The sequence below is a fragment of the Paenarthrobacter sp. MSM-2-10-13 genome, assembly GCF_011605365.1.
GTDB lineage: Bacteria > Actinomycetota > Actinomycetes > Actinomycetales > Micrococcaceae > Arthrobacter.
In genome coordinates, this window is the sequence record NZ_JAAOXO010000001.1 from 710,430 (window position 1) to 734,893 (window position 24,464).

The 24,464-nt window shown below is 54.1% G+C and carries 30 protein-coding genes; 21 read left to right on the forward strand and 9 right to left on the reverse strand.

Features of this window, described 5'->3' with window-relative positions:
• Nucleotides 1–300: 300 nt before the first annotated feature.
• Nucleotides 301–684 carry a sulfite exporter TauE/SafE family protein gene (locus tag HAV21_RS03365; RefSeq protein WP_166840362.1) on the reverse strand — a complete coding sequence of 128 codons (384 nt, stop codon included), beginning with the start codon at nucleotides 682–684 and terminating at the stop codon, nucleotides 301–303.
• A gap of 41 nt (nucleotides 685–725) precedes the next feature.
• Complete coding sequence (locus tag HAV21_RS03370; RefSeq protein WP_166840363.1) at nucleotides 726–1,160, reverse strand: hypothetical protein; 435 nt, start codon at nucleotides 1,158–1,160, stop codon at nucleotides 726–728.
• A gap of 230 nt (nucleotides 1,161–1,390) precedes the next feature.
• Between HAV21_RS03370 and HAV21_RS03375 the strand changes: the two genes are divergently transcribed.
• The 10 genes from HAV21_RS03375 to HAV21_RS03420 all read left to right on the forward strand — a co-directional run bounded on the left by HAV21_RS03375 (nucleotide 1,391) and on the right by HAV21_RS03420 (nucleotide 6,181).
• On the forward strand, nucleotides 1,391–1,663 hold the full coding sequence (locus HAV21_RS03375; protein WP_166840364.1) for a hypothetical protein: 273 nt from the start codon (nucleotides 1,391–1,393) through the stop codon (nucleotides 1,661–1,663).
• On the forward strand, nucleotides 1,656–2,168 hold the full coding sequence (locus HAV21_RS03380; RefSeq protein WP_166840366.1) for a hypothetical protein: 513 nt from the start codon (nucleotides 1,656–1,658) through the stop codon (nucleotides 2,166–2,168). The genes HAV21_RS03375 and HAV21_RS03380 overlap by 8 nt, the downstream gene beginning before the upstream one ends.
• A gap of 38 nt (nucleotides 2,169–2,206) precedes the next feature.
• A complete protein-coding gene (locus tag HAV21_RS03385; RefSeq protein ID WP_166840367.1) occupies nucleotides 2,207–2,458 on the forward strand; it encodes a hypothetical protein in 252 nt (83 codons plus the stop codon).
• Complete coding sequence (locus HAV21_RS03390) at nucleotides 2,455–2,856, forward strand: YopX family protein (protein WP_166840369.1); 402 nt, start codon at nucleotides 2,455–2,457, stop codon at nucleotides 2,854–2,856. Before HAV21_RS03385 ends, HAV21_RS03390 begins: the two co-directional genes overlap by 4 nt.
• The gene (locus HAV21_RS03395; RefSeq protein WP_166840370.1) at nucleotides 2,853–3,245 is read left to right on the forward strand and encodes a YopX family protein; all 393 of its coding nucleotides are present in this window, start codon (nucleotides 2,853–2,855) and stop codon (nucleotides 3,243–3,245) included. The genes HAV21_RS03390 and HAV21_RS03395 overlap by 4 nt, the downstream gene beginning before the upstream one ends.
• Before the next feature lie 124 nt (nucleotides 3,246–3,369).
• Entirely contained in the window at nucleotides 3,370–3,834 is a 465-nt protein-coding gene (locus tag HAV21_RS03400; protein WP_166840371.1) for a hypothetical protein, read from the forward strand.
• Nucleotides 3,835–3,863: 29 nt separating this feature from the next.
• Complete coding sequence (locus HAV21_RS03405) at nucleotides 3,864–4,295, forward strand: hypothetical protein (protein WP_166840373.1); 432 nt, start codon at nucleotides 3,864–3,866, stop codon at nucleotides 4,293–4,295.
• Complete coding sequence (locus HAV21_RS03410; RefSeq protein WP_166840374.1) at nucleotides 4,295–4,669, forward strand: hypothetical protein; 375 nt, start codon at nucleotides 4,295–4,297, stop codon at nucleotides 4,667–4,669. The genes HAV21_RS03405 and HAV21_RS03410 overlap by 1 nt, the downstream gene beginning before the upstream one ends.
• 45 nt (nucleotides 4,670–4,714) lie before the next feature.
• A complete protein-coding gene (locus tag HAV21_RS03415) occupies nucleotides 4,715–5,164 on the forward strand; it encodes a CAP domain-containing protein (RefSeq protein ID WP_166840376.1) in 450 nt (149 codons plus the stop codon).
• Between the two features lie 69 nt (nucleotides 5,165–5,233).
• Nucleotides 5,234–6,181 (forward strand): hypothetical protein, encoded by a 948-nt coding sequence (locus HAV21_RS03420; RefSeq protein ID WP_166840377.1) that lies wholly within the window; start codon nucleotides 5,234–5,236, stop codon nucleotides 6,179–6,181.
• Here the strand turns inward: HAV21_RS03420 and HAV21_RS03425 are convergent.
• Complete coding sequence (locus HAV21_RS03425; protein WP_166840378.1) at nucleotides 6,178–6,963, reverse strand: hypothetical protein; 786 nt, start codon at nucleotides 6,961–6,963, stop codon at nucleotides 6,178–6,180. The genes HAV21_RS03420 and HAV21_RS03425 overlap by 4 nt on opposite strands.
• Nucleotides 6,964–7,858: 895 nt before the next feature.
• On the opposite strand from HAV21_RS03425, the gene HAV21_RS03430 reads away from it, so the two are divergent.
• Together HAV21_RS03430 and HAV21_RS03440 are read left to right on the forward strand one after the other, a co-directional pair.
• The gene (locus HAV21_RS03430; RefSeq protein ID WP_166840380.1) at nucleotides 7,859–8,068 is read left to right on the forward strand and encodes a hypothetical protein; all 210 of its coding nucleotides are present in this window, start codon (nucleotides 7,859–7,861) and stop codon (nucleotides 8,066–8,068) included.
• Between the two features lie 415 nt (nucleotides 8,069–8,483).
• Nucleotides 8,484–8,795 carry a hypothetical protein gene (locus HAV21_RS03440; RefSeq protein ID WP_166840382.1) on the forward strand — a complete coding sequence of 104 codons (312 nt, stop codon included), beginning with the start codon at nucleotides 8,484–8,486 and terminating at the stop codon, nucleotides 8,793–8,795.
• A 211-nt stretch (nucleotides 8,796–9,006) separates the two neighbouring features.
• On the opposite strand, the gene HAV21_RS03445 is transcribed toward HAV21_RS03440, so the two are convergent.
• The 3 genes from HAV21_RS03445 to HAV21_RS03455 all read right to left on the reverse strand — a co-directional run bounded on the left by HAV21_RS03445 (nucleotide 9,007) and on the right by HAV21_RS03455 (nucleotide 14,358).
• The gene (locus HAV21_RS03445) at nucleotides 9,007–9,279 is read right to left on the reverse strand and encodes a hypothetical protein (protein WP_208095826.1); all 273 of its coding nucleotides are present in this window, start codon (nucleotides 9,277–9,279) and stop codon (nucleotides 9,007–9,009) included.
• A 103-nt stretch (nucleotides 9,280–9,382) separates the two neighbouring features.
• A complete protein-coding gene (locus HAV21_RS03450; protein ID WP_166840386.1) occupies nucleotides 9,383–12,325 on the reverse strand; it encodes a DEAD/DEAH box helicase family protein in 2,943 nt (980 codons plus the stop codon).
• Complete coding sequence (locus HAV21_RS03455; protein ID WP_166840388.1) at nucleotides 12,322–14,358, reverse strand: site-specific DNA-methyltransferase; 2,037 nt, start codon at nucleotides 14,356–14,358, stop codon at nucleotides 12,322–12,324. Before HAV21_RS03455 ends, HAV21_RS03450 begins: the two co-directional genes overlap by 4 nt.
• Nucleotides 14,359–15,221: 863 nt before the next feature.
• On the opposite strand from HAV21_RS03455, the gene HAV21_RS03460 reads away from it, so the two are divergent.
• Genes HAV21_RS03460 through HAV21_RS03500 form a run of 9 tightly spaced genes read left to right on the forward strand, consistent with a single transcriptional unit; the run spans nucleotide 15,222 to nucleotide 22,497 of the window.
• Nucleotides 15,222–15,719, forward strand: coding sequence for a terminase small subunit (locus HAV21_RS03460; protein ID WP_166840390.1), 498 nt, complete (start codon nucleotides 15,222–15,224; stop codon nucleotides 15,717–15,719).
• The gene (locus HAV21_RS03465; RefSeq protein WP_166840392.1) at nucleotides 15,694–17,004 is read left to right on the forward strand and encodes a PBSX family phage terminase large subunit; all 1,311 of its coding nucleotides are present in this window, start codon (nucleotides 15,694–15,696) and stop codon (nucleotides 17,002–17,004) included. The genes HAV21_RS03460 and HAV21_RS03465 overlap by 26 nt, the downstream gene beginning before the upstream one ends.
• Nucleotides 17,005–17,020: 16 nt before the next feature.
• A complete protein-coding gene (locus HAV21_RS03470) occupies nucleotides 17,021–18,424 on the forward strand; it encodes a DUF935 family protein (protein ID WP_166840394.1) in 1,404 nt (467 codons plus the stop codon).
• Nucleotides 18,399–19,208 (forward strand): hypothetical protein, encoded by an 810-nt coding sequence (locus tag HAV21_RS03475; RefSeq protein ID WP_166840396.1) that lies wholly within the window; start codon nucleotides 18,399–18,401, stop codon nucleotides 19,206–19,208. The genes HAV21_RS03470 and HAV21_RS03475 overlap by 26 nt, the downstream gene beginning before the upstream one ends.
• A gap of 49 nt (nucleotides 19,209–19,257) precedes the next feature.
• Nucleotides 19,258–20,475, forward strand: coding sequence for a phage protease (locus HAV21_RS03480; RefSeq protein ID WP_166840398.1), 1,218 nt, complete (start codon nucleotides 19,258–19,260; stop codon nucleotides 20,473–20,475).
• A 1-nt stretch (nucleotide 20,476) separates the two neighbouring features.
• A complete protein-coding gene (locus tag HAV21_RS03485; protein WP_166840400.1) occupies nucleotides 20,477–20,851 on the forward strand; it encodes a hypothetical protein in 375 nt (124 codons plus the stop codon).
• Between the two features lie 17 nt (nucleotides 20,852–20,868).
• Nucleotides 20,869–21,807 (forward strand): hypothetical protein, encoded by a 939-nt coding sequence (locus HAV21_RS03490; protein WP_166840402.1) that lies wholly within the window; start codon nucleotides 20,869–20,871, stop codon nucleotides 21,805–21,807.
• A gap of 4 nt (nucleotides 21,808–21,811) precedes the next feature.
• Complete coding sequence (locus tag HAV21_RS03495; RefSeq protein WP_166840404.1) at nucleotides 21,812–22,078, forward strand: hypothetical protein; 267 nt, start codon at nucleotides 21,812–21,814, stop codon at nucleotides 22,076–22,078.
• A gap of 2 nt (nucleotides 22,079–22,080) precedes the next feature.
• Entirely contained in the window at nucleotides 22,081–22,497 is a 417-nt protein-coding gene (locus HAV21_RS03500; protein ID WP_166840406.1) for a hypothetical protein, read from the forward strand.
• Nucleotides 22,498–22,555: 58 nt separating this feature from the next.
• Here the strand turns inward: HAV21_RS03500 and HAV21_RS03505 are convergent, their stop codons facing one another.
• From HAV21_RS03505 to HAV21_RS03515, 3 genes are read right to left on the reverse strand one after another with little or no spacing between them, the layout of a single operon-like run.
• Nucleotides 22,556–23,047, reverse strand: coding sequence for a hypothetical protein (locus HAV21_RS03505; protein WP_166840408.1), 492 nt, complete (start codon nucleotides 23,045–23,047; stop codon nucleotides 22,556–22,558).
• A 13-nt stretch (nucleotides 23,048–23,060) separates the two neighbouring features.
• Nucleotides 23,061–23,693, reverse strand: a complete 633-nt coding sequence (locus tag HAV21_RS03510; RefSeq protein ID WP_166840410.1) for a hypothetical protein — start codon at nucleotides 23,691–23,693, stop codon at nucleotides 23,061–23,063.
• A gap of 45 nt (nucleotides 23,694–23,738) precedes the next feature.
• The gene (locus tag HAV21_RS03515) at nucleotides 23,739–24,404 is read right to left on the reverse strand and encodes a hypothetical protein (protein ID WP_208095829.1); all 666 of its coding nucleotides are present in this window, start codon (nucleotides 24,402–24,404) and stop codon (nucleotides 23,739–23,741) included.
• Nucleotides 24,405–24,464: the final 60 nt, after the last annotated feature.

The following is a 24,464-nucleotide window of genomic DNA, read 5'->3' on the forward strand; positions in this document are numbered from 1 at the left end:
TCGCTCTTGATGCCACTTCCGAGAGGCGCAAGACGGGTAGTCCCCGCTGTTCCAAGAACAGCCCCTCTCACATGCTTTCAATCAAAACTGTTGGTGCAGCCCTCACAGGCTTGGTGAACCGTGACTAAATGTTGACTCACCTGACTTACTGAGCGCTGAACTATTGATCTCCCTGTTGGAACAGATCCCAACTGGCAAGCCGTATGAAGATACGTGAGCATTGGCAGGGAGTAGAGAATAGCTTGTAATTGGTTTGTCCTGGTCTCGCCCCTCAAGTAGTAGGGAGTGGGGGAGTAGTGCCTACGGGCGAAAGCTGAGGATGCCGGCTATCAGCATCCACACGGACAGTCCGATTACGACCAACTTTATGAGTGTGTCTAGGATGTCACCCCACGGGCGCGAGATCCTATTCACGAGAGGTGCGATCCACCTCAGGTACTTAGCTACGAATAGCCAGAAGATACCCACGCCGAGTGCAATGAAGACTACGCCTACGAAGATCTGGGCGACTGATGGCACTGCTAGGAGCCCGTTGGCCACGGCTACTAGGTAGCCCATTGCGACGACCAAAGCGCCGGCTAGTGTCCGGCTTGCGACATCACGCCAGAACTTTTCGTCTCGCATCCACTCGCCTAGCCACTGCCAAGGCTTGGACTTCGTCTCTGTCTCGACCGTCTCGCTCATCAGGCAATCGTATTCGAGCTGTAGCTATCTGCCGGCCAGGGTCAGGTTGAGCTGCCGGTAGAAGCCGACACCGTGAGAATCAGGATCACCAAAGCGATGCCCACTAGGCCAAAAGCCATCTGCAGGATGATGAACGCCAAGGTGCCCATAGCCTTCTTCTCCCGAGTATGACGGGAGGTCTGCCAGATATTGACGCCGATGAGCGCTAGGAACGTCACCAGGACGACTGCCGTCCAGATCGTGAATCCTTCGGAAACCTGAACGAACACGTTCTGCATCTCTTCCCATGCTTTGGTGAGCAGAAAGAACACGACAGATGCCAGAACGCCGGCAAGTACATTTCCCCAAAATGTCCTGTTGCCCAGCTGCTTTAGTAGCTCTTCGTTGGTAGGCACCGTCTCTGGCGCTTGATCATCCGCTCCGCCTCCATCCAGCGGATGTGTATCAGCAGTCTTATCCCCAATTTTCTCAGTCATGGATAGATCCTATTGGTGCGTGGCGCTGGTCCATGGTCCAACTCGCACGTTGGCGGGTGTTGACTATTTCACACCAACAAAACTATTGAACAATCAATCAAACTGGCGCATAATCCCAACAGAAAACTAAGCAGGACAAACGCCATGAAGAAACAGACGCTACAACAGTTTGAAGAAGGGATCACACTCGAAGATATTCGCGAAGTTCTGATCGAGGCAGGAGCTAAGTCATGAGCGCTCCAGACAAAGAGCTTCTCGACCTAACTGCCAAGCTCATATTCAACATCTCCTACGATGACTGCGGCGTGAAGCTCAAGACGGTCATCAAGAAACGATCCGAGGCACTGTCTGCCTACATCGACCAATCCCGCTATGAAGCACGTCTAGTTGAGCTCGATCTCCTAGTACAAGCAATCAATACGGGCTGGGACATGAACGAGTTCAAGGAATACCGCCTAGAACAGCTAGAGATTGCGCTTGGCCTGGAGCAGACCCATGCGTAAGCCTCTCCTCATATCAGCAGTAACCGCGGCCATCATTGGCGCAGGAGTAATCACCTACATGAACCAGGAGCAACCGAAACCAGAAGAGAATCAGGCGGTCCAGATCCAGGCACGCGACTCAAGCGCCGTCACTCACGAATCAACCTCGGATAGCCCACAACCCCAAGACACTCAACCAGTAGCAGTAGAACCAGCACCAATAGTTGCTGAACCGGTTCCTACACCTTCGCCAGCTCCCGTGGAGCAAGCTGAGCTGTATGTGTTCGCAGCTGAGATGGCAGCCGCCGGCTTCGCTGAAGCTGACTACCGCTACGTCAATGAGATGGTCCTAGACGCTCAAGGCTGGCGCACCTTCCAACGCGATAAGCCTGTATGGCACCTGGCACGCCGAACCCAGGGCACTCTGACTGAGCAACTCTCTCAAGTGAAGTTGTACGTCCAAGTCAACTACGGCGGTGATTGGGCAGCAGCGCATTCCAAGTACGTGACGGTGGGGAACTTCTAGCTATGGGCATCATGCATCCAGAGTCATCGTCGAGGTCGATGCGATCGCGTACACGAGCACTTGGCAAAACGGCGCAGCAATTTCAAGAGTTCGTCACCGCGGCCAACGCCGGCCTTCGCGTTGAGATGCACGGACAGAACTATGTGGCTATGAGCCGGAACATGTATGACGAGCTGATCAAGAGGGCTGACCCGATCACAGTGACCGTCGATGAGAGCCAGTCTCTCAGTGATGATGTTAGGGATGAAATTGACCGAATCCTTGCCGTGAATCGAAAGGCCAAGTCGTGAGTCGGCCTATCAAGTTCAGGGCCTGGGATAAGCGCTGGCCAAAGAACGACCCTGAGTTTTCCATGGCCTACCAGGGGGATGCAGATATAGAGACCCTTGGCTCGTTTGCCCACCACTACCTATGGGACGACAATGCAATCGACTCCGGTGATCTTGTGATCATGCTTGGCACTGGACTCAACGACAAGAATGGTGTGGAGATTTTCGAAGGGGATGTCCTAAAGTCTCCTTGGACTCGATTTGATGACGATGAGCGACCGTACATAGTCGACTACGAAGACGCATGTTTCTATGCGTCTAACGAGGAAGTTGACGACCACTATCAGCTGGCTGACATCGAGTGGGAAGTCATCGGGAACGTGTATGAGCATGGCCAACTCCTAGAGCAAGCCTCATGAACCACCCCATCAAGTTCGACTACGTCTACAGGAACCGCGACGAAGCGGGCTCCATCCTCCACGAAGTAGTGACCCTAGACGAGATCCAAACAGACGAGTTCGTGTACGACCTGGAGATACTGGCACGCCGGCTCTCTACTGGACGCCAGGACATGCATGGAGCAGACATCTTCGACGGCGACATTCTTGAGTACGTCTCACCCATAGAAGACGAGCTGCCTCGCGACTCCTACGTCGTTGAGTGGCGCGGCCATGGCTTCTACGCTGCCTGGTTGAAGAATGGCAGCCCTCAGTACCAAGGGATGGACGGCCTGATAGGCGCCGATGAGGATATGCAGATTGTCGGAAACGTCATCGAGCATCCTGAGCTGCTGGAGGCCAAGTCATGAGTGCCTTAGCGATCATCCTGGCTATGGCTCTCATAATCAGCAACTGGTTTTGGTACTGGTACCACAAGGGTTGGACAGAGAAAGCCATTGAGATTATCGAGGAGCTTCGAAAGGGTGATAGGTCATGACCGCCCCACAAGAAGACGTAGAGCTACACACGGCGATCGTTCGTATCGTTGACGGTTTCAGATTTGACCAAGAATGGATAACGAGTAGGGCGGCTGACTTTCCCGAGCACAAGGGTGCAGGATGCGGTTGCGGCGTGTGTCAGAAGATGGTCGGGCTAAATCATCGAGTAGCAGACTGCATCATGACCTTCGTGGCAGCTCATGACGAACAGCGGGAGTGGGAGATACGGCTCGATGAGGTTCTAAAGCTAAAGAACGTAGCCGACCACCAGCAACAATTTGTGGGAGTAAGACGCCACCTAAAAAGCAGAAAAATGGAGCTTACAAGTGCAATCGACCGAGCACGCCTAGACACTTTTGCCCAAGCGATTGAAGAGAGTGTGAAGGATTACCCACGAAAATACCCTGATGTTGCCACCCTCACCAACCGCCAACGAGAACAAGATAAGGAGGAAGAATAGATGAGTAAATATCAACCAGACTTTGTCATATGGAGGTCAATGTAATGGATACAGAACTATTTGAACTATGTAAGGAAGTGTATAAGCGGACTGGGTGGGGTGCGGGCACTAATGACCGACCTCAATACTTTTTCCATAACGATGAGGTTGAGCCGACAACAGATGTATTTGAACCGACTAACCCACATGAACCTGAGTGCGAGTTTGCCCCTCTTTACACCTCCGACTACCTACTAGAGAAGCTGAAAGAACTTCATAAGGCGCCCCATCACAATAGTGGGCAGTCAAACTTCGTCTTCACTATAGAGTTCGGATCAACTGGAAACTTTTGGCTAATCAATTGTCATGAGGGGATCGCCGCAAGTAGACCGCTCAAATCTTTTCAGAAGAGCAACCGGACTCTCGTAAACGCCGTCTTGGAACTAGTCATCGCCCTAGACGATACAGGGGAGCTAAAGTAATGTCCGACGCTAATAGCAAAGACGCAGAGCTAGCAAAGTCCTTTGACGATATAGGGATGCCCGTAACCGCACAGCTAGTCCGTGAGTTACAAGGCGAGCTAGTGAACGACAGCTTACGGGATTTCTTATGGAACTCTGGAATGTTCGACAAGTTGAGTCATAGCGACCATATAAAGCTCGACAATTTTATAACGATTTACGGCATACAAGAGCGGATAGATGAGCTAAAGCCCGTGTCGTTCAGAATCAAGGATGCGCTAGCTGTCGAGTCTGGGCCAAGAGCTATCGTACGTACTCACCTTACTGATGAATTTGTTGATAAACGCATAGCCGAACTCACCGCCCTCAAAGATAAGGACACAGGGAGCGCATAGCTCCCTCTTTTGTTAGCATCACCTCATGCTAGCCAGGAGTAACCGTTGACCGAGCAACTCAAAATCGTTGACGCACTCTCACGAGGCCTACACCATGAACAGATAGATCGACTAGTGGCGCTGCACAATGGCTACAGAGCCATGCACGGTATCGGTGCGCTGGCAGTCCACCAGACTTTGATGGCCTCAGCCCAGGCCAAGGTGGATGACGTGGTTGCGACCGGACTATTTGCTCACGGTCACCGCGACGGTAGGCGATCAAGTGGCTATGTTCTAGACCTTGGCTATGACTTCACGGAGTTCGCCGAGAACATGAGCCGCAAGGCTTGGACCATAGACGACGCCTTCAACGGCCTGACTAAGAGTCCTGGTCACCGCGTCAACATCCTCCGGCCAATGGAGCACATTGGTGTCGGCATGTCGCAGCTGGACGGTGAGGCATATGTCGCCGTTCACTACGGCCGTCTGACCGCGCGAAGTAAAGACGTGAACTAAAGATGTCAGCCCCCACAGGTAGGCTTCCGATCAAGAACTGATCCACGCACGTTAGGTGTCTCGAAGTAAATGGTCGATCTAGAAGCTGCAGCAAAATCCCCATCAAAGCTTCGGCAGCTACACCTCTTGGGGGAGATCTACAGGCTGTCCGAAGAGTGGGGCCGCTTGGATGTGCCCACTGCAGGTCTATACAACGAGGGACACGAATGGGGTATCGACGTCTCTGCACTCCGCGGCGATTTCAAGGCCTTGTTAGCCAATGGATGGATCTACACCGAGATACCGTCTGGGCAAATCCCTGACGTCAGGCTGGAGCAAGCGGGGATCGACGTTGCCCTGGAGTACCGGGAGAAGCGAAGCAGCCCTCGCTTGCGAGCCTCAGCGCTGCGAACTGCACTCCTCAACTGGCTCTACGATCAGTACCTGGCGGGGGAAGAACCGAAAGACTTCCTGCCCTTCAAGACCGATCCTGCGGGCAGCTATCTAGGCCTTGCTTACAGCGATGAAGAGATCACTCGTACGGCCAAGTGGTTGAAGGACAAGGGCTACATTCAGGCTTGGACTCCAATAACCGGGAAGGTCATGTCACCCAGGATCACGGCCAGTGGCATCCATATCGTCGAACTGACAGAATCGGCCGGCTCAGCGGCGAAGCCCGAAGGAATGACTGTGAACAACTACAGCTTTGAGAACTCACATTCCATCAACCTCGCAGTAGGGAGTCCTGGTGCTGTCCAGTCCAACACCCTGACTATGGAGCAGGTTGACGCAGCGCATAAGGTTGCCACGGCTTTCCGTCAGATGTTGCCGATCCTTGGTGTTCCGGATGAGAAGCAAAGTGAAGCACAACAAGTCATCGCCGAGTTGGAGGAAGAAACTTCGTCTCCTGAACCGAAGCAGAGCCGCATCAAGAACCTCCTCTTCAAGTCCTTGGAGCTCATTGCACTTGGCACAGCCGGCGGAGCAGCTGACGCGCTCGGTGCTATGACACAGCAAGCCATCGATGGCTTGGGCTAAGACTCCTCAGCCTGCGGCAACTTATCCAGTGCCTTGCCCGTGACCTCGCCAGCCTTCTTACCTGCTTCCCACCCTCCGCTGAGACCAAGTGCAGCGACAATCTTTTCCAGGTCGGGATACTCGGTGTTGATGTTCAAGATTACGCACGTGACTGCCATCATCACTGCAAAGCGCACGAACCAGACCACAACGGTTCGGTCAGCCTTAGACAGCGCATATAGGGCGGGAAGCTCTTCGATGGATTCCGCGAGGTCGGGGTGATTCTCGAAGAAGTCATCGGTCAGGTCATCTAGATCCTGCTCAGCTACTTCGGCGCGGAACTTGATGGCGTCGGCCAGGACGCCGTTGATGTAGGAGGTGTCGATGGATGCAGCCAGGGATTTGGCGAGTGCTGCAACAGGCAACTGGAACTGCTCTTGCAGGCCCAATCCAGCCATGATGTTGAGCGAAGGGTAGAGCCCGCGCATCATCTGCGTGTGAGAGTCGAGGAACATCTTCGCGACGTTATTCACACCGGAAGCGTCGATGATCATCTTCTGGATGCCGGCAAGCTGGGCCGAGGGGTATGCCATGTCCATAGCCGATGCCACGGTCTTCGAGATGTCTGCAAGCATTGGCGACATCATCTTGTTGTAGTCGGGCATGAGGGAACTCACGTCAAACATGAAGGGCTTCGCCAAGAGAGGCGATGCGTCCATCGTTGCCCATACGCTGGCAAGACCGGCCGACGTGGCCGAGTTGAGGACGGAGTTGGTCTCGCTTAGCGGATTATTTGAAGTCACCCTTCAAGCGTACTGACGGGTACTGACATTTTGGGGGACGACTGCCTCCGCCGACTGAAGCCTTTGGCGAAGTGGAGGCCGCGGCACATAGAGAGAGGCAGCACTTTAGCTGCGACGAACTGACGTTTATATGGCTTATCTAGGAGCTGCCCTTCTATAGCGCTCTTTAGTGTTGCATATTCCACTACACCAAAACTCTTGAACTTTCAACGTATTTTGCTATAGTAAAAACATAACCAAAGCGCAGCGAATAAAGGCTGGACAGCAATAGCGGTTATACGATCAGTTCAATAGTCCCTACCTGGACGACCAGCACAGTCGAGCGTGTAATCCGCTCCAAGACTCGATAACGTGAGAGTCGAAATGTTGCCGAGGTGCTCAGGTAAAGGCTATTGAGCGGCACATTGACAATTAGAGCGTAGTAGTGCTGGTAGTAAGCGGGTATCAAAAGCCCACTGCGGATAGAGTTATTCTCCAAGTAGGCTTTCGGGCAAGAACAGAGATGTTTGATGACTAACGTGTTTTGATTGCTACTAGCACCATACGCTCTAGGCGATAGCCACGCAGGCGTATCAGGAAACTAACTAATCTTTTCGAAAGGTTCTTTTGTTTTCAACTACCTGGTGCGCTGGCGTGGGCGTATAAGAGTCACGACCACAGGAAGGATAGAGGCCCAACGGTTTCCGAAAGGCCAGGCTATCCGGGGCAGGGTGACTATACGAGTTCGACACAAGATTTAGGTCAAGAACCACACTCGTCAAATCCCTGCCTTATACGTTCAACAGTTCGATCATCCACTCCCGTCCAGGTGATGCCCACCCTTACCTGGACGGAAGCGGCTCATCGAGCCAACACAAACAAATAACGCCCATCTTGGGCAAAGGACACTACAACCATGGCAACGAAGCCAACAACAGAACACAACGAACCTAAGACGGTCCAAGCCGGCACCTTCTGGCTGTCGATGGCACTCAACACAGTGCTGACGCTGATCCTAGGAGTCATCATCGGATACTTCCTGCTGATCAACATCCAGAGCCAAGCCCGCCAGTCAGTCCACGCGGATCTCCAGCTCGTGTCAAAAGAGCAAGCGCGACAGCAATAGAAGCCGCCAGTCGCGTTCAAGAATCAAAGACGGCTCATATATCGGTTCAGACGGCTAAAGCGCCACAGAGCGCGCCAGAACAAGCCAAAGCACATATACAAGCTAGGGGCTGCGTACAGTATCGAGACCTGATCGCACAGTACGACTGGGATCTCGATACTGCCTTAGCGGTGTGCCAGGCAGAGAGTGGAGGACGAGCGGACGCTCACAACCCCGCCAATACAAACGGCTCGGACGATAAAGGACTGTTCCAAATCAACAGTGTGCACGTCGGCCGGCTCATCGGGGACCAAGAACGGTTCAGCCCAACGGCGAACGTCGCAGCGGCCTACGCGATCTACCAAGGCAGTGGCTGGCGAGCTTGGTCAGCATTCAATAACGGAAGCTATAAGAAATTTTTGTAAGGAGGTGATCAATGGGAACTAACTACTATGCGAGGATCAACACATGTCCCACATGTCATAGGCCAGAGGAAGAAATTCACCTGGGCAAAAGTAGCTACGGCTGGCAGTTCTTGTTCGCCTACAACGACGGTGACTACTACAAGGACATCACGGAGCTGAAGGGTTGGCTTAACGGCAAGCAGATATTCAACGAGTACGACGAGCCCGTGACTCAGGACGACTTCTGGAAGATGATCGAGAGCAAGCAGGTCGCGGTCGATCCGGAACAAGGTCACTTCATGGTTATTGATGGCTATAAGTTCATGAACGGGCAGTTCTCATGAGCCACACAATCCTGCTTCAGGGCGAGAGCGCAGCCGTGCTGATAAACATCCAGGTTCTTCATCATCGTATAGAGAGCACAATGACCATGTTGGATGTTGACTTTCAAACGGCCCTAGAAATAGTTGTAGCAGCGATGAAGCTACCTATGGACGGTAAGCACGCAAACTGCAGATCAGTTTTGAGATTCAAAGAAGAACCCAAGGGGAGCAACTAAGCTCCCTCTTTTTGTATCCGCTTGATCTCGCTCCCTAAGAACCACTGGAAGCGAGAGCCGGCCTGTTCGGTGATCTCGACCAACCCATAGTGGCGCGTATAAGGAACGGCAGTGCCGCGAAGCTTGCCGACCTGGACTACGGGAGCCCCACCACGGGGGAAGTCGATGATCGCTCCGTCGTCTGGATCGGGACGTGCAAGTTCCGCTTCTAGGCGCGCCATCATCCGGTTCATGTCTTCAGGGGAGCCGTGCTTGTTCACGACATCCATTAGAACATATGTTCGAACACGCGGAGCGCCGATGGCAGCAGCGAAGGAACGGCAAGGCTCGTGAGTCATCCCACTCACGGCCTTGCCGTACCTCACGTATTACTTACCAGATTTGCTGAGCAGCTTCTTCCTCTTCGGCGCTGCGGAGTCGGCTTCTGTCCAGAAGATCGCTGGCCCGCTCGTTGGCCGCTATTGATCCCAAGACTGTCTGCTCGGCCAGGAGGACGTACGCCCAACGTCTGTGTCCCCGCTGGCTTGGTTCAAGCTCATTGATCTGATCGCACCAGGCAATCGCGGCAGCCTGCTTCCGTTGGACGTTGATGTTCGAGAGATCCGAATCGGCCTTGGTCTCGACCACGTAGATCATGCTTTCGGTGCGCACCAAGAAGTCAGGGGAGTACCGGGCAGGCATGCCGTCTGCTTTGAGGTACGGACGCTGAACATAGGTGTGCTTGTACTCGCTGATCTTGCAGATGGCCTCGACGTAGGTGTCCTTCTCGGACCACTCCAGGAACTTCCGCTCCAGACCGCCGCCGTGGGTCGGTACAGGCAGCTTCGGATAGATACACTTTGTCATCGAAACGCAGGATGACGTTCTAATACTGATCGAGCTAACCTCGGAAAGGCTGCGGTGCAGCACTTCCGCAACAGCGACAACCTCTTGGTTTAGGGCCTCGACCAGCGCGGTTGCGACGTTACCGGCCAGATCATTTGTGACGGCATCCCAGAGCAGAATTCGCCAGTTCTCTTCCTCGAGCGGATTGAACTCCATATCGAAGAAGCGATGGCGAATATAGGTATCGATCCACCCGAGCAATTGAGGTCGATACATCTGCAACAACGGGTACTCGGAAAGATCGCTGTACTTCTTGGGGCTGCTGGTCATCGAAGCACGACGGCCACCAAGGGCTTCAGCAATGCGGATAGTCATTCGGCTCAGGAAGTCGTTATATCCAGTGGCCGTCATGACGCCGCCGTTAACACGGTAATCACCGAACTGTGTCTTCGTCTGGGCGTCTTCGGATACGAAACGATCACCCAGGCCCACGATGCGTTTAGCTTCCGCAAATTCAACGCGGGAGCGCGGAAGCTGGTAGGGATCGAGCATTGGCGCCGTGATTTCTTCTTCTCTGTCCCTGACCATCATCGGGATGTGGAAGTCGAACGCTTCATAGCCCTCGCGCAGTCCGATAACCTCAAGGTCGCCCGTGGCGGTCGAACCTCCGTTAGTGTCGTCGCCAACCGTCCCGGCGAGGCCTGCCTCCATCAGTTCGTCATAGAACTGTGTGAAAGCCGGGTGCTCAACGACAAACAGGACATCGAAGTAGTTATCAGGTTCTAGCCGCTGCGCGATCCGCCGGCGGTTCTCCTGTTTCATCTCATCGATCTGTTCGTCACCACGCCACATCAAGCGCAAACCGCGGCCAATCGTCTGCTCCAACAGAATGCCGGAGGTATTAGCGCGAAGTGGCACGATCACCGAGATGTTGTTGACATCAAAGCCCTCACGGAGCATCAGAACGCTGACGATCACCTTTGGGGACTTGTGCCGGTCAACGTCGAAGAGGCGCTCCCTGGCGGCGTCCCATTCAGGTTTTGACAGCTCACCTTTACGGTCAGAGTCGATAACCAGCACGTCTTCCGCAGCAAGCCCTTCAGCTAGTAAGAAGCTTTCCACAAACCGAGTGACGGACGTTTCCTCACAGATAACCATGAGCTTCGGGTGCTTATTTGGGTCGACGCCTTCGAACTTCTCTTCGAGCATCGCAAGCTTGGTTAGGCCTGCTCGGATCATCACTCGCTGGCCAGACGACAGGCCGATGACTCTGTTCTTGCTGTCACGCTCTGCGTTGAAATCGAGCGGCATGGTGGCGATCTCTTTGCGCCTATCCAGTGCCAGGGACTTCACCAATCCCTGCGCCATGGCTTGTTTGAGATCGAAGTCAACAACGATATGCGGGAACCACTTGCGCCCCTTTTTAGCGCCAGTGCCCGTCTCGTTGTAAGGCGTTGCCGAGAAGTCGACCTGGATAAACCTGCGTCCCTTGGTAGAAGCGATCTCAGTGAGACTCTTCTGCCACTCGACTTCGCTGACCTGCTGGCCCTTTTTGATCGAGTGGATATGGTGAGCCTCATCGTTGAACGTCATGAGAGCCGGCAAATCTTTCAGCCACTCCAGCGGGCCGCCACGAGTGAACTTCCGGTCCAGTGAACTCAGAGAGTTACCAGCAGTCGTACCAGGTCGCACAGGGAAGAAACTATCGATAGCCGCTTTGGCATCGATAGCCGCGCCTGGTACGTCGTCGTCATCACCCACGAAGTCAGGGTCTTCGACGCCTGCCAGCAGATGCCAGTTTGCGATGGCGATAACGCCGTTGCCGGTTACCTTGCTGCCAATCTCTTCCTTTGTCGCGACCGATGACTGGACAAAGCCAAAGACGCTCTCGCGGTAGTTGTCCGGGATAAAGATGTCCTGATTGAGGAAGATATCGGACGTTTCAAAATCACGGACGCCGTTCCGTTCTTTACCAAGGAAGGAATCAAGCAGCCGGTCGTAGACTATCAGGCCAGGAGCAACCACTAAGAAGTTGGACGTAAAGCGCTCGTCTTCGGGGTACTCCTTGTGGTTCAAGTACTGCCACACGAGCAGCGCGTTCAGTACCCAGGTCTTGCCCGTACCCGTAGCCATCTTGGCGGCGTACTTCGGATGGTTATTGGAGGGGCGAGTAACGTCGCCCAAGATGTCCCCATCAAGCAGTGCTTCAGTGGCCAGCTCTCTGTACAACGCTGCGAGGTTTGGTGCCTTCAGTACTTCGTGGGCATAGATCACGTGCAGGATGGCTTCACGCTGTCCGTCGTGGAAGTTTACGTTCCTCAGGCGAACGTAGTCATCCTGAAACCAGAACTTCAACAGCTCGGCCGTGACAGGCGTAACCTCGTCCATCAAGGCGGTGGGCTGGCCTTGAGCAATGTCTGCGATCTGACTGCCAACGACATCCCTAAGCGCGACGGCAAGGGGAAAGTTGCCGGGACCAACTACCGTCATGAATCAACCTCTACATTCTCGATGATGACCTCAGATTCATAGCCGAACACATCAACTGCGCGGACACAGACACGCCGCCCCGCAGGTTTGAAGGGCACGCTTACTTCAGCCTTGGTTATGACGCGCAGCTCGTCAGCATCGTTCTCGGTGTTGCCGCGGTAGTCCTGCCAGACCGAGCGGAAGACCTGACCGTCGTAGTCAGGATCGATGGCCCAGTATTCGATCAGCGCCAGCGGTTCGTTGTTCATGACATCAAGCAACTGGGCACGGTTCTTCTCATCGAGGTTGATCGCATCCGGTGACAACAAGACGTAGTTATCCAGGTTCACCGTGATGATTTCGCCAAGGCCAGATTTTTGCCGACCTACGACGCTGGCGTTGAGATACTGCAGAGTAGAGAAGCGCACGTCATCAGCCAACTTATCGACTGAGCTCTTCTTGCTGATCCGGTCAAGGAGATCCGGTGGGATTACCCGCACCTCAAGTCGTTCATCATTGAGGGCGTCAATATCGTGGCCAATAGAGTCCGCGAAGTTCCAACCAAGAACGTAGACCTTATCGAAGCCACCCATGACGGACACCCTGGCTTGCTGGGCGCGACGCAGCACGGCACCTGTGACCTGAGCGTTCGGGCTTGTGGCGATAACCAGCGCCTTCTCATTTGGAATGCGTCCCAGTGAACCATGCTGATTGACTTCAGCTGGGAGCGGTACAGCCCCGAAAAGTCGCAAGACTACCTGAGCGAGCTGCCCAACCCTGAACTTCCTGCCAAGTACCGATTTCGCCTGCTCTACCTGGTAGTCGCCAATGGCTTCGTAGGCGAAGGGGCGAGCATCCTGGTCAATGAGACGCTTCCTCGTGATCATCACGGAGGGCTTACCAAGGTCGCTCACTATCCAACGCCGGCCAAGTCGTTCTGCCACGGAAGCGGTTGTGCCCGAGCCAGAGAAGAAATCAGCGACGATATCGCCTTCATCCGTAGACGCTTGGATAATGCGTTCTAGAAGTCGCCCTGGCTTCTGTGTGCCATACCCGAGTGTCTCGCCCTTTTGAAGGGTCTGGATATCCGTCCAAACGTCACGGGAGCGGACGCCTTCGGGGTTGAGGTAGATCTTCTTCTGGGGAACCCGGCCAGCCTTGACCCAGAGCAGGCCCTCTTCGAGCCACTTCAGAGCTGTCTCCATTGGCATGCGGTAGCCGCCGGCCGGGGTCTTCTCGCCTAGTCCAAGGTCGTAGATGTAGCCGCCACCGCCAGGGTTATCGATCGGACCAAGGCGGTACTGACCGATCTCGTCAGTCTTTAGACGCTTCTCATTCGATTCAGCATGGGATTGGAATACGTCATTCCAAACGATCTTCTTGGGATTCTTACGGTAGAAGAAAATCGTGTCGTGCGACTTGATGAACTTCTTGTTCTTAGCAGAGGAGTCGCCAATCGCACCTGGCCAAACGATCTCGTTTACGAAGGACTCTCGTCCAAAGACCTCATCGAGGATGATCTTCAGGTAGTGAGCTACACGGTAGTCGATGTGAACGTACAAGGAGCCGGTTTCGGCAAGCAGCTCACGCATCAAAACAAGGCGGGGAACGATCATCGCGATGTATGACGCTGTGCCATCTGACCATGTATCCGAGTAAGCGAACTGCTCTAAGACAGTCGGCTTCTGGTCAATAGTCGTCCCAGGCAGAGTGATCTTTGTTCGGTAGTCTGCCTTGGAGTCGAATGGGGGATCGATGTAGATGAGGTCAATCTTGCCGCGAAGAGACGGACGATCGTCATCCCCTGCCAGGAGCGCAGCCATAGCCAGCAGGTTGTCGCCATAGATGAGCTGGTTGGGCTGTTTACCCTCTGATTCATCACGCTCCAGGAGGCGGATGAGGTCGTCGCCAGTCACGTCTTTATTTGGTATCACCAGCTCACGCGTCTGGAGCGTCACGCGGTTACGTCCCTCTAGCTGCTCCAGGTATTGGGATGCCCTACGCTTGCCATCGGCCACGATGCCAGGCAAGTACTCCAGCAGTGTCTTGCTCAACTGTCCTCCATTATGTTTCGGTGCTCGTCAAACTCTACCGGTGGCCTGTATGGGCGGTAGCCCCCGGCCGGTGCTACCAGCTCCACATCCCGAACCTTGACGGGGCGCCGTGCCGGCAGCCTACAGCGGGGTGGTGACAAACTTAGGCTTTGACGTACCGGAGTCGCGAGTACTGAAGCGCGCGTACGTCAAACATCTGAACAGCTGGGAGGCAAAAATTTGTCCTGCGAGTGCGAAGTTGGCATAGCAGTTGAGGCCGCCAAAGACGGGCTCTACTTGTCGCCTGGAATTGCCTTTGACTGGATCGGGACAAAGGGGCCTTACGGCCTCAGCGGTGACACTCATCAGGTCTTCGAACCGATCATGGAGATAGCAGTAGCTCTCGGGGCTGACTTGGACGCAATGCGGCTGGCCAAGCGCATTTCACGGCCTAGGGCAGACCTGATGCACAAGGAGTCTGGGGTCATCATCGAAGTGGATGAGATCCAACACTTCACGTCTCATCGCCTGACGACGTTTGAAAGCTACCCACTTGACTCGCCCTGGGGATTCGACGTGGATGAGTACCGGGACCTATGCCGCAAGCATTCAGTACGTGGTGACACTGCATGGGCGGGAAAATATACCCCGACGTTTGGACCTAGAAGCCGTGGAAGACACCGCGCCTTCTATGACGCACTTAGGGATCTATCCATTCCCGCCGCTGGTCTGCCACCGGTTATCAGGATTCCCGTTCCTGACCGCGACGTGGAGAAGGCTTGGAAAAGCAGCCGAGACAGGGTTCGCTCTGCTATTGAGGCCGCTCAGGCTGGATAGATCACTCTTTTAATTTGAAGCCGTCTGTGCATAAATAGTGGCAAGATATGCCAGACCAAACGACACCAGACACACCAGAAGAAAAGAACAAGGGCGGACGCCCACTCAAGTTCAAGACCGTTGACGAGCTCCAAGTAGCGATCGACTCCTACTTTGATGCGTGCGATCCACACCTGGAGTCTCGTCTGGTGGAGTCAGGCATCAACGAACGTGGCGAAACAATCTTTGCCCAGCGCAAGGTGATGACCGAGCAGAAGCCATACACCGTCTCAGGCCTGGCAAGAGCGCTGGGTATTCATCGTGAAACGCTCGTCAATTACAAGGAAAGCGACCAGTTTTCCGACTCGGTCATGGCCGCTTACGATCGCTGCCACGAGTGGGCTGAGAACGCCCTCTTTACGAAGAGTGCCACTGGTGCTGCCTTCAGCCTCAAGAACAACTGGGGCTGGAAAGAGCGTCAGGAGATAGACCACACGACTGACGGTAAGCCGATGCAGGCACTTGTGGAGATCGTCCGTAGTGGGGACAAACCAAGTACGGATTAAGTTCCTCGAAGAATACGAGGAGCTCTTCAACGAGTTTTGGCGCAACATCGTCTTCTACGGTGGCCGTGGCTCTGGAAAGTCGCAGCACGTCGCCCTGGCATTGATCCTTCGTGGTCGACAGAAGCAGCTGCGCATCCTTTGTACCCGTGAGCTGCAAAACACCATCGCTGACTCCGTACACAAGCTCCTATCCGACATCATTAACAACAACGGGTTCACGGACTACGAGATCACCGACAAGATCATCCGGAATACGATCACGGGAACTGAGTTCTTCTTCAAGGGTCTCCGCCACAACTCGACTGAGATCAAATCCACCGAAGGCATCGACATCGCCTGGGTGGAAGAAGCGCAAAGCATTAGCGAGTCGAGCCTCAAGCTGCTCGTGCCAACCGTCCGTAAGCCTGGCAGCCAGCTGATCTACACCTTCAACCGCATGAACGAGCTGGACCCTGTATATGTCCGCTACTGCAAAACGGAGCGTGCCCGTACTTACGTTCGCAAGGTCAACTACGACGTTCTGGAACGTGCCGGCCTTTTCCCAGTTGAGCTGCGCGAAGAGATGGAAGCAGACAAGTCGGCGTCCCTGGATCTCTACGCTCATGTGTGGCTCGGCGAGCCGGTGGCCCAAGGTGACAATGCCATTCTTAGCCGTCAAGCGATCCTGGGAGCCATGGAGCGCACTGTCAACGATGAGGGGGCTGTGGAAGTCGGCGTGGACGTGGCTCGCATGGGTACTGACCGCACGATCTTCAAGATGCGTAAGGGGCTCAGAGATGTCCGCATGAAGTCCTACACCAAGCTCAGGACGACTGAAGTGTGCGACAAGCTTGAGCTGTTTGTGGACCACGACAAGACGGTGCTCATCAAGGTGGACGACACTGGCGTCGGCGGGGGAGTCACTGACGAAATGATCCGCCGCGGTTACAAGGTCATGCCAATCAACTTTGGAGCCAAAGCATCAGACCCTGACAAGTATCCGAACCTCATCAGTGAAGCTTGGTTCTACTTAGCCAGCATCATCGAGACGATCAGCATCGAGATGGACGACGATCTGCTCATGGAGCTATCCAGCCGCCAGTGGAAGATGGACTCGAAGGGCCGGCGCGCTGTCGAGAGTAAGGACGACTACAAGAAGCGTGGGTTTAGGTCGCCGGATAAGGCCGATGCGCTGATCATGTGTTTCTACAACAACGCTATTGGTCCTTTCGAATACACGCCTGAGGCTACGTCTAATGCCTTTGGCGGTGGCATCACATCAGGATTGTTAAACAGCCGCTTCTAGTTTATATTGCAAGTAGATGGCCAGTAATTCTACAAAGAAAAAGAAACTAATAATCAGCCCAGAAATGGGAGACTCTGGAACTCATATTTTCTCTGGCGTTATTACCGGTGAAGAGTACAACTTTGACCTAACCGGCCGCAAAGCTCTCAAGGTGTGGGAGCAGATGCGCCGTGGTGACGCCAGTGTTGGCACATCGCTCAAGGCGATCAAGTACCCGATCAAGGCAACCAAGTTCTTTGCCGCTCCAGCGTCCGACGACGATGCAGACCTAGACGTCTCTGACTTTGTGCACTGGAACCTATTCAGCCGTCTCAAGTGGAAGAAAATCCTAGGGGAGATCCTCACCTACCTAGAGATGGGTTATGCCATCTTTGAGATGGTCTTTGAGGTTGAAGATGTCGACGGCGTTGAGCGCATCGTTCTCACCAAGCTCAGCTTCCGTAAGCAGACAGGTCTCGAATCCTGGCTGGCAGGCCCGGACACGCCAGGCATCACGTTCCGAAAGTCTGATGGCAAGAGCGTAGCGATCCCACTCGAGAAGCTGATCGTATTCACCAACGAGCAAGAGGGTGACAACTATGAGGGTGTCAGCATCCTGCGTACGGCTTACAAGCACTGGTACTACGTAGATAAGTTCGACCAGATCGACGCGGTGGGTCATGAACGCCACTCTCTCGGCGTACCAAAGATCAAGTATCCGAGAACAGCAACTGACGCTGAACGCGAAGCAGCGCGCAATGTCGTGCGCAACCTCCGTGCCAACGAGGAATCGTATGTTGAGGAGCCAGAGGGCTGGGACATCAACTTCATGGATATGCAGGCACATAGCCTCAAAGACATCGGGCCAAGCCGCGACCATCACGACCGGCAGATCTCCAAGAACGTCTTAGCTCAATTCCTGGAGCTTGGTTCAGGCGGCGCCAGCGGTGGTCGCGCGGTGAGCGAGGACCAGCACATACTGCTCAACCAATCCATTGAGTCTGTACTCGACTATGTAGCTGACACGCTCGGCTACGTCGTGAAGACACTGGTTGATCTCAACTTCACCGTTGACCAATACCCGACTATCAAGCATGGCGACGTCAACCAAAAAGACGTTGTCGCCCTTGCCGGCGCCGTAGAGAAGTTCGTGAAGTCTGGGGTTATCACTCCTACTGAGGCAGATGAAGACCACGTGCGGCAACTGATCGAGTTCCCAAAGCTGAGCGATGAAGAGAAGGCTCTACGCACAAAGAATCAGGCAGCAGCTGCGAAGCTCAAAGTCGCGGCCGACGCCTCTGGTCAGCACCAGGAAATCAACGACGACGATCCTACTGACGTGGCAATCCCAACTGAAGCTGGCAAGCTCAAGACGATGGCCGGCAAAGTCTCATCATCACTAACGAGGCTTCTCTATGGCAACAAGAGCAGAACTTCTTAAGGCACGCGAAGAGCTGCACGTAGCCATCCACGCAGCCGAGGAGTGGCAGGAAAGCTACAAGGCGAACCAGGACACGTTCCGGCAGCTTCTCGTGCTTGAGGCGCGCCTAGAAACAGCCTCAGGCGAATACCTTCATGAGCTGGCTACCCGAGCGCAGGGCTACGTTGATTGGTCCCGCTTGCCTGAGCCGATCAAAGCCGACAGCGGGCCAGTGCTCAATAACGACGATCCAGTCTGGAAAGCTGAAGAAGTCATTCTGACTGCTGCCATCATCGACATCATCACCGAGCTAGTGGCCACCGGAGCTGTAGCCGGTGAAGCCCTCTACGGATATCCAGCAGGCTACGCAGCCATGGAGTACGCCACGCTCGACGTTGCCATTCAGAGTGCCGCCCGTTGGCATACCGCACAGCTGGTCTCCCAAGTTACGAACACGAGCCGCGATCTCATTCGCCAGGCGGTGGCTAAGAGCATTGCTATGAGGGAGGACGTTCACGAAGCCAGGCTTCGAATCTTGGAAGTCATCGACAACCCGATACGAGCTGAACTCATTGCACAGACGGAGCCAGTCAACGCTTACCAGACAGGGCTCAAGCACTATGCAAAGCAGACAGGGGCGGTGACTAAAACCTGGGACGGACTCAGCAGCGCCTGCAAGATCTGCTCGCCGCTCATCGGTAAGACGATACCCATTGACGATCTGTTCCAGCTGCCCAATGGGAAGGAAATTGATAGGCCTGCCGGCCACGTTCGTTGTAGATGCTCTCTGATCTATGACTATTAGGAATTATTACTATTGACTTCTGTTGCCATATTTAAGACATTAAGGACATATGGCAATAAAAGCATTTCACAACCTAGTAAAAATTAGCGCAGATTCTCAAGGCAATGCGCCTAAGACTATCGAGCTACTTCGCACCGGTACATGGAACACACCATGGCACGGCGAGTTTGAGATCACTCCTGATGACATCCAGCAGTTCATCATCAACGCTAACCAGGGTGTTGGTCTTGTAGAGGCAGATCCTAAGATTCCTCTGAACTACGGCCACGACTCTTGGGACAAGGCAGCCGGTTGGATGCCGAAGCTCTACGCCAGCGAAGATGGCTCCGCTCTACTTGCTGATCCTGAATGGACTCCCGCCGCTGAACAAGCGATCAAAGACGGTGAGTGGAAATTCATTTCTCCGGAATTCAACCCTCGCTCTTACCCATGGGAAGACCCCGAGCAAGAGTACAACTTTGTCAGCAACGTGCTCACGGGTGCTGCACTCACCAACATCCCTCTTTTCAAGAAACTGAAGCCAATCACGGCATCGCGTTTGCCCAACAAGAAAGTGAAGGCGAGTGCCGCTGGCAACAGTGATAACAGTAAAGGAGAACACATGAAGCTAGAAGAAATTCTTGCCAAAGAAGTTGCCGACTTGAACGACGAAGAAAAGACGTTCCTGGGCGAGCACAAAGCCGAGCTGACAGCTGAACAGCTGACTACGTTCGGACTGGCAGAGGAAGCCCCTGAAGTACCAGAGACTCCCGAAGAGCCAGAAACTCCAGAGGTTCCAGAAACACCTGAAACCCCTGAAGTACCAACAGAGCCTACAAAGGTTGAAGCTAGTGCCATCACGGGAATCACAGCAGACGAGCTAGCTCAGCTCCGTGCAGACGCAGCTGCTGGCCGTGAGGCACAGCAAAAGCTCGCACAAAGCGAAGCAAGTGATTTTGCATCAGCCCGCATCAAAGCAGGCCAGATTAAAAGCGGACAGAAGGCTGACCTAGTCAAGATCCTTCTCGCCTCACGCGGTGACGATCGCAAGACACTGGAGACGTTCCTCGAATCTCTACCAGAGAACAAGCTCGTCACAGCCGGCGAACTTGGCGACGGTGGCGCAAACGTGGTGGCTGACGCTGCCCAGGTTGTGCATGAGCGAGTCCAGAAAGTTCTGGCGGACGCTCGCGCAGCAGGCGGCAAGTCAAAGACATACGCCGAGGCCCGTAAGGAGGTGCTCGACGCCGACGAAACACTAAAAGATCAGCTCAAGGAGGAGCAATAACATGGCAGCATTCCAACCAGGTGAACGCTACAGCGCTACCGCAGGTGCAGACCTGACCGGCAAGCAGTATCACATCGTCAAACTAGACGCAGACGGCAAAGTCGTTCTTGCGACAGCAGCTACTGACGCCATTCTTGGTGTCTTGGACAACGCTCCAGTAGCAGGCCGCACAGCAGACGTGGTTCTGCTCAACGGTGCAGGCTCATTCAAAGTGAAACTCGCAGCTAACACTGCAAAAGACGCTTACATCACTACCAACGGCAGCGGTGAAGCAGTCGTGACGTCGACCGCGGGTAACCGTGTCATCGGTCGTCTGGTTCGTGCAGGCTCAGCCGGTGCGATCGCCGAATACATCAAACTAAACGAAAAGTTCTAAGGAAGGCATAACTGAATATGGCCAATCAACCTACCTACGTCGATCAACCACTTACAAATGTGGCCAACGCGTGGTTCAACGATCAAGAAGACTTCATCGCTGAGAAGCTATTCCCAGTGGTGCCAGTCACCAAACCAACGTTCCTAATCCCAGAGTTCGGCAAGGAAAACCTCAACCTTCCAGCTAACTCTGTGCGCACAGGTCTCTCGAAGGCTAAGAGCATCTCACAGACTCGTTCATACAAGAACGCTCAGCCACTTGAAGAGCACGCTCTCTCGGGTTACGTCACTAAAGAGGACTACCAACTTACTGACGATCCGTTCAACCCTGAGTCAGATGAAACAGAAAACATCTTGTCTGTCATGGCCCTCATCGACGAGAAGGCGCTTGCTGACAAGCTAACTGATACGGCAGTCGTCACTAACAACCGCACCCTCACAGGTACAAGCCGTTGGTCTGACTACGCTAACTCGAATCCGTTTGAAGACATCAAGACAGCGGTTACTTCTAGCAAGTTCTTGAAGTACAACACAATGGCTTTGAGCCGTGAAGGCTACCTTTCACTGATCAGCCACCCAGACATCTTGGACCGCCTCAAATGGGCACAGGGCGGTGCAGTGAGCCTTGAACAGCTCAAGCAACTGTTTGGTCCGTTCGGTATCAAGAACATCTACATCGGCCAGGCTCGCGCCAACTTCGGTGAAGAAGGTCTCGATGATGACATCCAGAACATCTGGGGCGACGACGTACTCTTTGGCTACGTAACCGACAAGCCAAGCCGCAAGAGCGTCAACGGTGGTTACAAGTTCCAGCTCAAAGACGCTCGTGAAGTCACGAAGGAAGCGAAAAACAACCCATCTCATTCAGAAATCGTGGTCACTGACTACTACAACTACGAGATGATCATGGCCGACGCTTGGTACCTACTAAAGGACGCGTTCGCGACTGGAGCTTAGTCGTATGGCTAGTGGAATCAGCAAGATCAAGTACATGGTGGGAGCAATCGCTCCTACCAACCTCAGGACCGTAGCCGTCACCGTGAATGCAGCCGCAACCAGCGGCTCTGCAACGGTGAAAGCCGGCGCCAAGATCCTCGGCATCCTGCCAGCAGGCAACCAGGATCAGTTCGTTGACAACGTAGCGCTAAGCGACACGACCCTCACCGTTACCCTTAGCGCCGCGGCGACTGCGAACAACACTTTCAACGTAACCGTGCTGGAGGTATAGCCATGGCGGACACAGTAAAAGGTACAGCCAAGAGCGAGATCAAGCTCGACGGTGTTGTCTACAAGGCAGGGGATACCCTCGAAGCCCCGAAAGCGACTATCAAGCGATTGATCCGTATCGGAGTACTCGAAAATCCTGCAGTCAAAGCAGCAGCAGAAAAAGCTGCCAAGGCTGAGACCAAAGCAGCTGAAGCTCAGGCTAAGGCGATCACGGACGAAGCGACCGCTGAAGCAGACAAGATTGTGAAAGCAGCTGAAGCTCAGGCTAAGGAAGTGACTGACACTGCTCTAACTGAAGCAACGGCTAAAGCTGAAAAGCTCATCGCTGCCGCAGAGGCTCAAGCAGACAAGATCGTGAAAGATGCACAGGAGGCCGCTAAGAAGGCTTCTGAGACAAAGACGACCGCTGCTACTAAATAGAAGCCCGAACGTCACACAGCACACGAGAGCGCCCAATACGGGCGCTCTTTCAATTCTCTTAGCGTTTGCGCTTCATGCCTAGTTGCTTCTGACGTGCATCGCGCAGCTGACCGATGTCCTTAATGACTTGCCCGGTCAACTCCATGGAACCTGTACTTCCCGCAACGCCGTGGGCCATTAACACTGTCATGCAGCTCTGATGGAGCCGGTACGCTTTCTCTCCGACGTCATCATTTGCGATGTCACGTAGCTCCTTGAGGGCTTCGCTAATCGCCAAACTGTGTCTGGAGAGTCTCACGGCTTCCGTGTCATTCCCCATGGAGTCCCACTTGTGGTAGAACGTTGGGTCCGTGAAAGGCATGGCCTCATCTTCGATGATCAGGCACTGCTTACGTATCTCTTTATGCCATTGCCGTGCATCCGCCCGTTTCTCAGATTGGAAGATGTTCACGACCTTCATGATGCTCGTGCCCAACTTGCCCAGAAACGTTAATTCAACAGACAACTGTTTCCCCCAAACGTTTTTCTTAAGTGTAGCGAGTTGCGTCACGAGAGAACTCTTCTTACTGTTTATGCCCCGATCCGCCATGCGCGTGCGTTAGTCGTTCACCTATGTCATTCACCAGTGCACCGGAAGCCTCCTTGAGCGCCTTCTCGGTAGCAGGGTCCAGAGTCTTGACCTCGATGATGCCAACACCGCTGGCGGCACGGAGCGTGTTGATGAAGTTCAGCTTCGCACTCTCAAAGTCTCGAATGCTGCCAGCTACTTCTTCTTTTTCAAAGCCTGGAATCATCAAGATTAGGCAGGCGTTGAAGAGGGCTTGCCCGGTTTTCAGCGCATCTTCCTGAGCAAATAACTCGAATTTCCGCCACTTGGCACGGAGGTCGATAAGCGCATCGTGAATGGCGAGCAGGTACTCACTCGAGGGGAGCGCTCGGTGCTCAGACTCCTGCCCTTTTACCACTTCAGCCAAATGAGTAGCTGCTTCGAGATACTCCAGGCCAACTGACCGTGTGTCGATCATGATGCGCTCGGCCTTATCTCGCTTTGCCTTGCGGTTATCGCTTGCTCGCGTCGAGAGAAACGCTATGACGGCACCGATGAGCAGGAAGACGCCTGCCATAAGGGGAACGCCCCACCAGGGCGCACCAGTGTCGGGCATGTTGATGATGACAGGGGGAGGGGTTGCGAGCACGAAGTGATCTTCTCATGCCCGGCGTGGTGGCTCATGTTGTTGGCGTCAGCGCCCCAGCAAGTAACCAGCGAGCAGTAGGCAGATGCCGCCAACAATCAGGAGACCCTTGTCATTGGTGGCATCTTTGAGCCCTTTCCACGACGGCAGGTGAGACTTCATCCAAGGACCAAACCTCTTGTACCAGCGCTTCTTTCCTATCTTGGACGCTGGCAACTTCAACGTCAGGCGTACTTGATCTACAACCTTCTGCCGAGTTGCCCAGTACTCTTTCGAGTGTTCCCCGGGGTCATCGCCTATGCCGGCTTGAAGGATAACTACGTAGTGCTTCCTGGCTGCGCCAATCAAGGGGTCAGGTGCCACAAACGAAAGCGGCTGTAGAGCCTTAGAAGCAGCGTTACGGGCAACACGGTTCGCTTCTCCTGCCTCTGAGAGCCTCTCTACCTTGTCGCGGGAAGTCTTCTGCGCCAAGATCTTGGCGTATTCCTTCTCCGACTCCCAGTAGGCGTCAGCTTTGGTAAGGAAGGCTGCGCCAGCTTCGCGAATCTCGGCGTCAAAGCGACGCGACAGTTCGCGCTTGGACTTCACTGCTTCTACGATCGCGGCCGTGATAAGGCTGATCAAGGCACCGATGATGAGGAAGCCTCCGGCGATGGCTGCTTCGCCCCACCATGGTCCCTCTTTAGCTGTTAGAAACTCCCACATCTTGCGCACACTACCATTCAGCTAGTGCGACTCTTTTAATTGCAGTGCGTTGGTGTTTAAATGGGGATA

Excerpts from the sequence above, each read along its gene's own strand:
- HAV21_RS03365 (WP_166840362.1), bottom strand. The coding sequence starts at position 684 with ATGAGCGAGACGGTCGAGACAGAGACGAAGTCCAAGCCTTGGCAGTGG.
- HAV21_RS03370 (WP_166840363.1), bottom strand. The coding sequence starts at position 1,160 with ATGACTGAGAAAATTGGGGATAAGACTGCTGATACACATCCGCTGGAT.
- HAV21_RS03375 (WP_166840364.1), top strand. The coding sequence starts at position 1,391 with ATGAGCGCTCCAGACAAAGAGCTTCTCGACCTAACTGCCAAGCTCATA.
- HAV21_RS03380 (WP_166840366.1), top strand. The coding sequence starts at position 1,656 with ATGCGTAAGCCTCTCCTCATATCAGCAGTAACCGCGGCCATCATTGGC.
- HAV21_RS03385 (WP_166840367.1), top strand. The coding sequence starts at position 2,207 with ATGCGATCGCGTACACGAGCACTTGGCAAAACGGCGCAGCAATTTCAA.
- HAV21_RS03395 (WP_166840370.1), top strand. The coding sequence starts at position 2,853 with ATGAACCACCCCATCAAGTTCGACTACGTCTACAGGAACCGCGACGAA.
- HAV21_RS03400 (WP_166840371.1), top strand. The coding sequence starts at position 3,370 with ATGACCGCCCCACAAGAAGACGTAGAGCTACACACGGCGATCGTTCGT.
- HAV21_RS03405 (WP_166840373.1), top strand. The coding sequence starts at position 3,864 with ATGGAGGTCAATGTAATGGATACAGAACTATTTGAACTATGTAAGGAA.
- HAV21_RS03410 (WP_166840374.1), top strand. The coding sequence starts at position 4,295 with ATGTCCGACGCTAATAGCAAAGACGCAGAGCTAGCAAAGTCCTTTGAC.
- HAV21_RS03420 (WP_166840377.1), top strand. The coding sequence starts at position 5,234 with ATGGTCGATCTAGAAGCTGCAGCAAAATCCCCATCAAAGCTTCGGCAG.
- HAV21_RS03430 (WP_166840380.1), top strand. The coding sequence starts at position 7,859 with ATGGCAACGAAGCCAACAACAGAACACAACGAACCTAAGACGGTCCAA.
- HAV21_RS03440 (WP_166840382.1), top strand. The coding sequence starts at position 8,484 with ATGGGAACTAACTACTATGCGAGGATCAACACATGTCCCACATGTCAT.
- HAV21_RS03445 (WP_208095826.1), bottom strand. The coding sequence starts at position 9,279 with ATGGATGTCGTGAACAAGCACGGCTCCCCTGAAGACATGAACCGGATG.
- HAV21_RS03450 (WP_166840386.1), bottom strand. The coding sequence starts at position 12,325 with ATGACGGTAGTTGGTCCCGGCAACTTTCCCCTTGCCGTCGCGCTTAGG.
- HAV21_RS03460 (WP_166840390.1), top strand. The coding sequence starts at position 15,222 with ATGCCAGACCAAACGACACCAGACACACCAGAAGAAAAGAACAAGGGC.
- HAV21_RS03470 (WP_166840394.1), top strand. The coding sequence starts at position 17,021 with ATGGCCAGTAATTCTACAAAGAAAAAGAAACTAATAATCAGCCCAGAA.
- HAV21_RS03475 (WP_166840396.1), top strand. The coding sequence starts at position 18,399 with ATGGCAACAAGAGCAGAACTTCTTAAGGCACGCGAAGAGCTGCACGTA.
- HAV21_RS03480 (WP_166840398.1), top strand. The coding sequence starts at position 19,258 with ATGGCAATAAAAGCATTTCACAACCTAGTAAAAATTAGCGCAGATTCT.
- HAV21_RS03485 (WP_166840400.1), top strand. The coding sequence starts at position 20,477 with ATGGCAGCATTCCAACCAGGTGAACGCTACAGCGCTACCGCAGGTGCA.
- HAV21_RS03490 (WP_166840402.1), top strand. The coding sequence starts at position 20,869 with ATGGCCAATCAACCTACCTACGTCGATCAACCACTTACAAATGTGGCC.
- HAV21_RS03495 (WP_166840404.1), top strand. The coding sequence starts at position 21,812 with ATGGCTAGTGGAATCAGCAAGATCAAGTACATGGTGGGAGCAATCGCT.
- HAV21_RS03500 (WP_166840406.1), top strand. The coding sequence starts at position 22,081 with ATGGCGGACACAGTAAAAGGTACAGCCAAGAGCGAGATCAAGCTCGAC.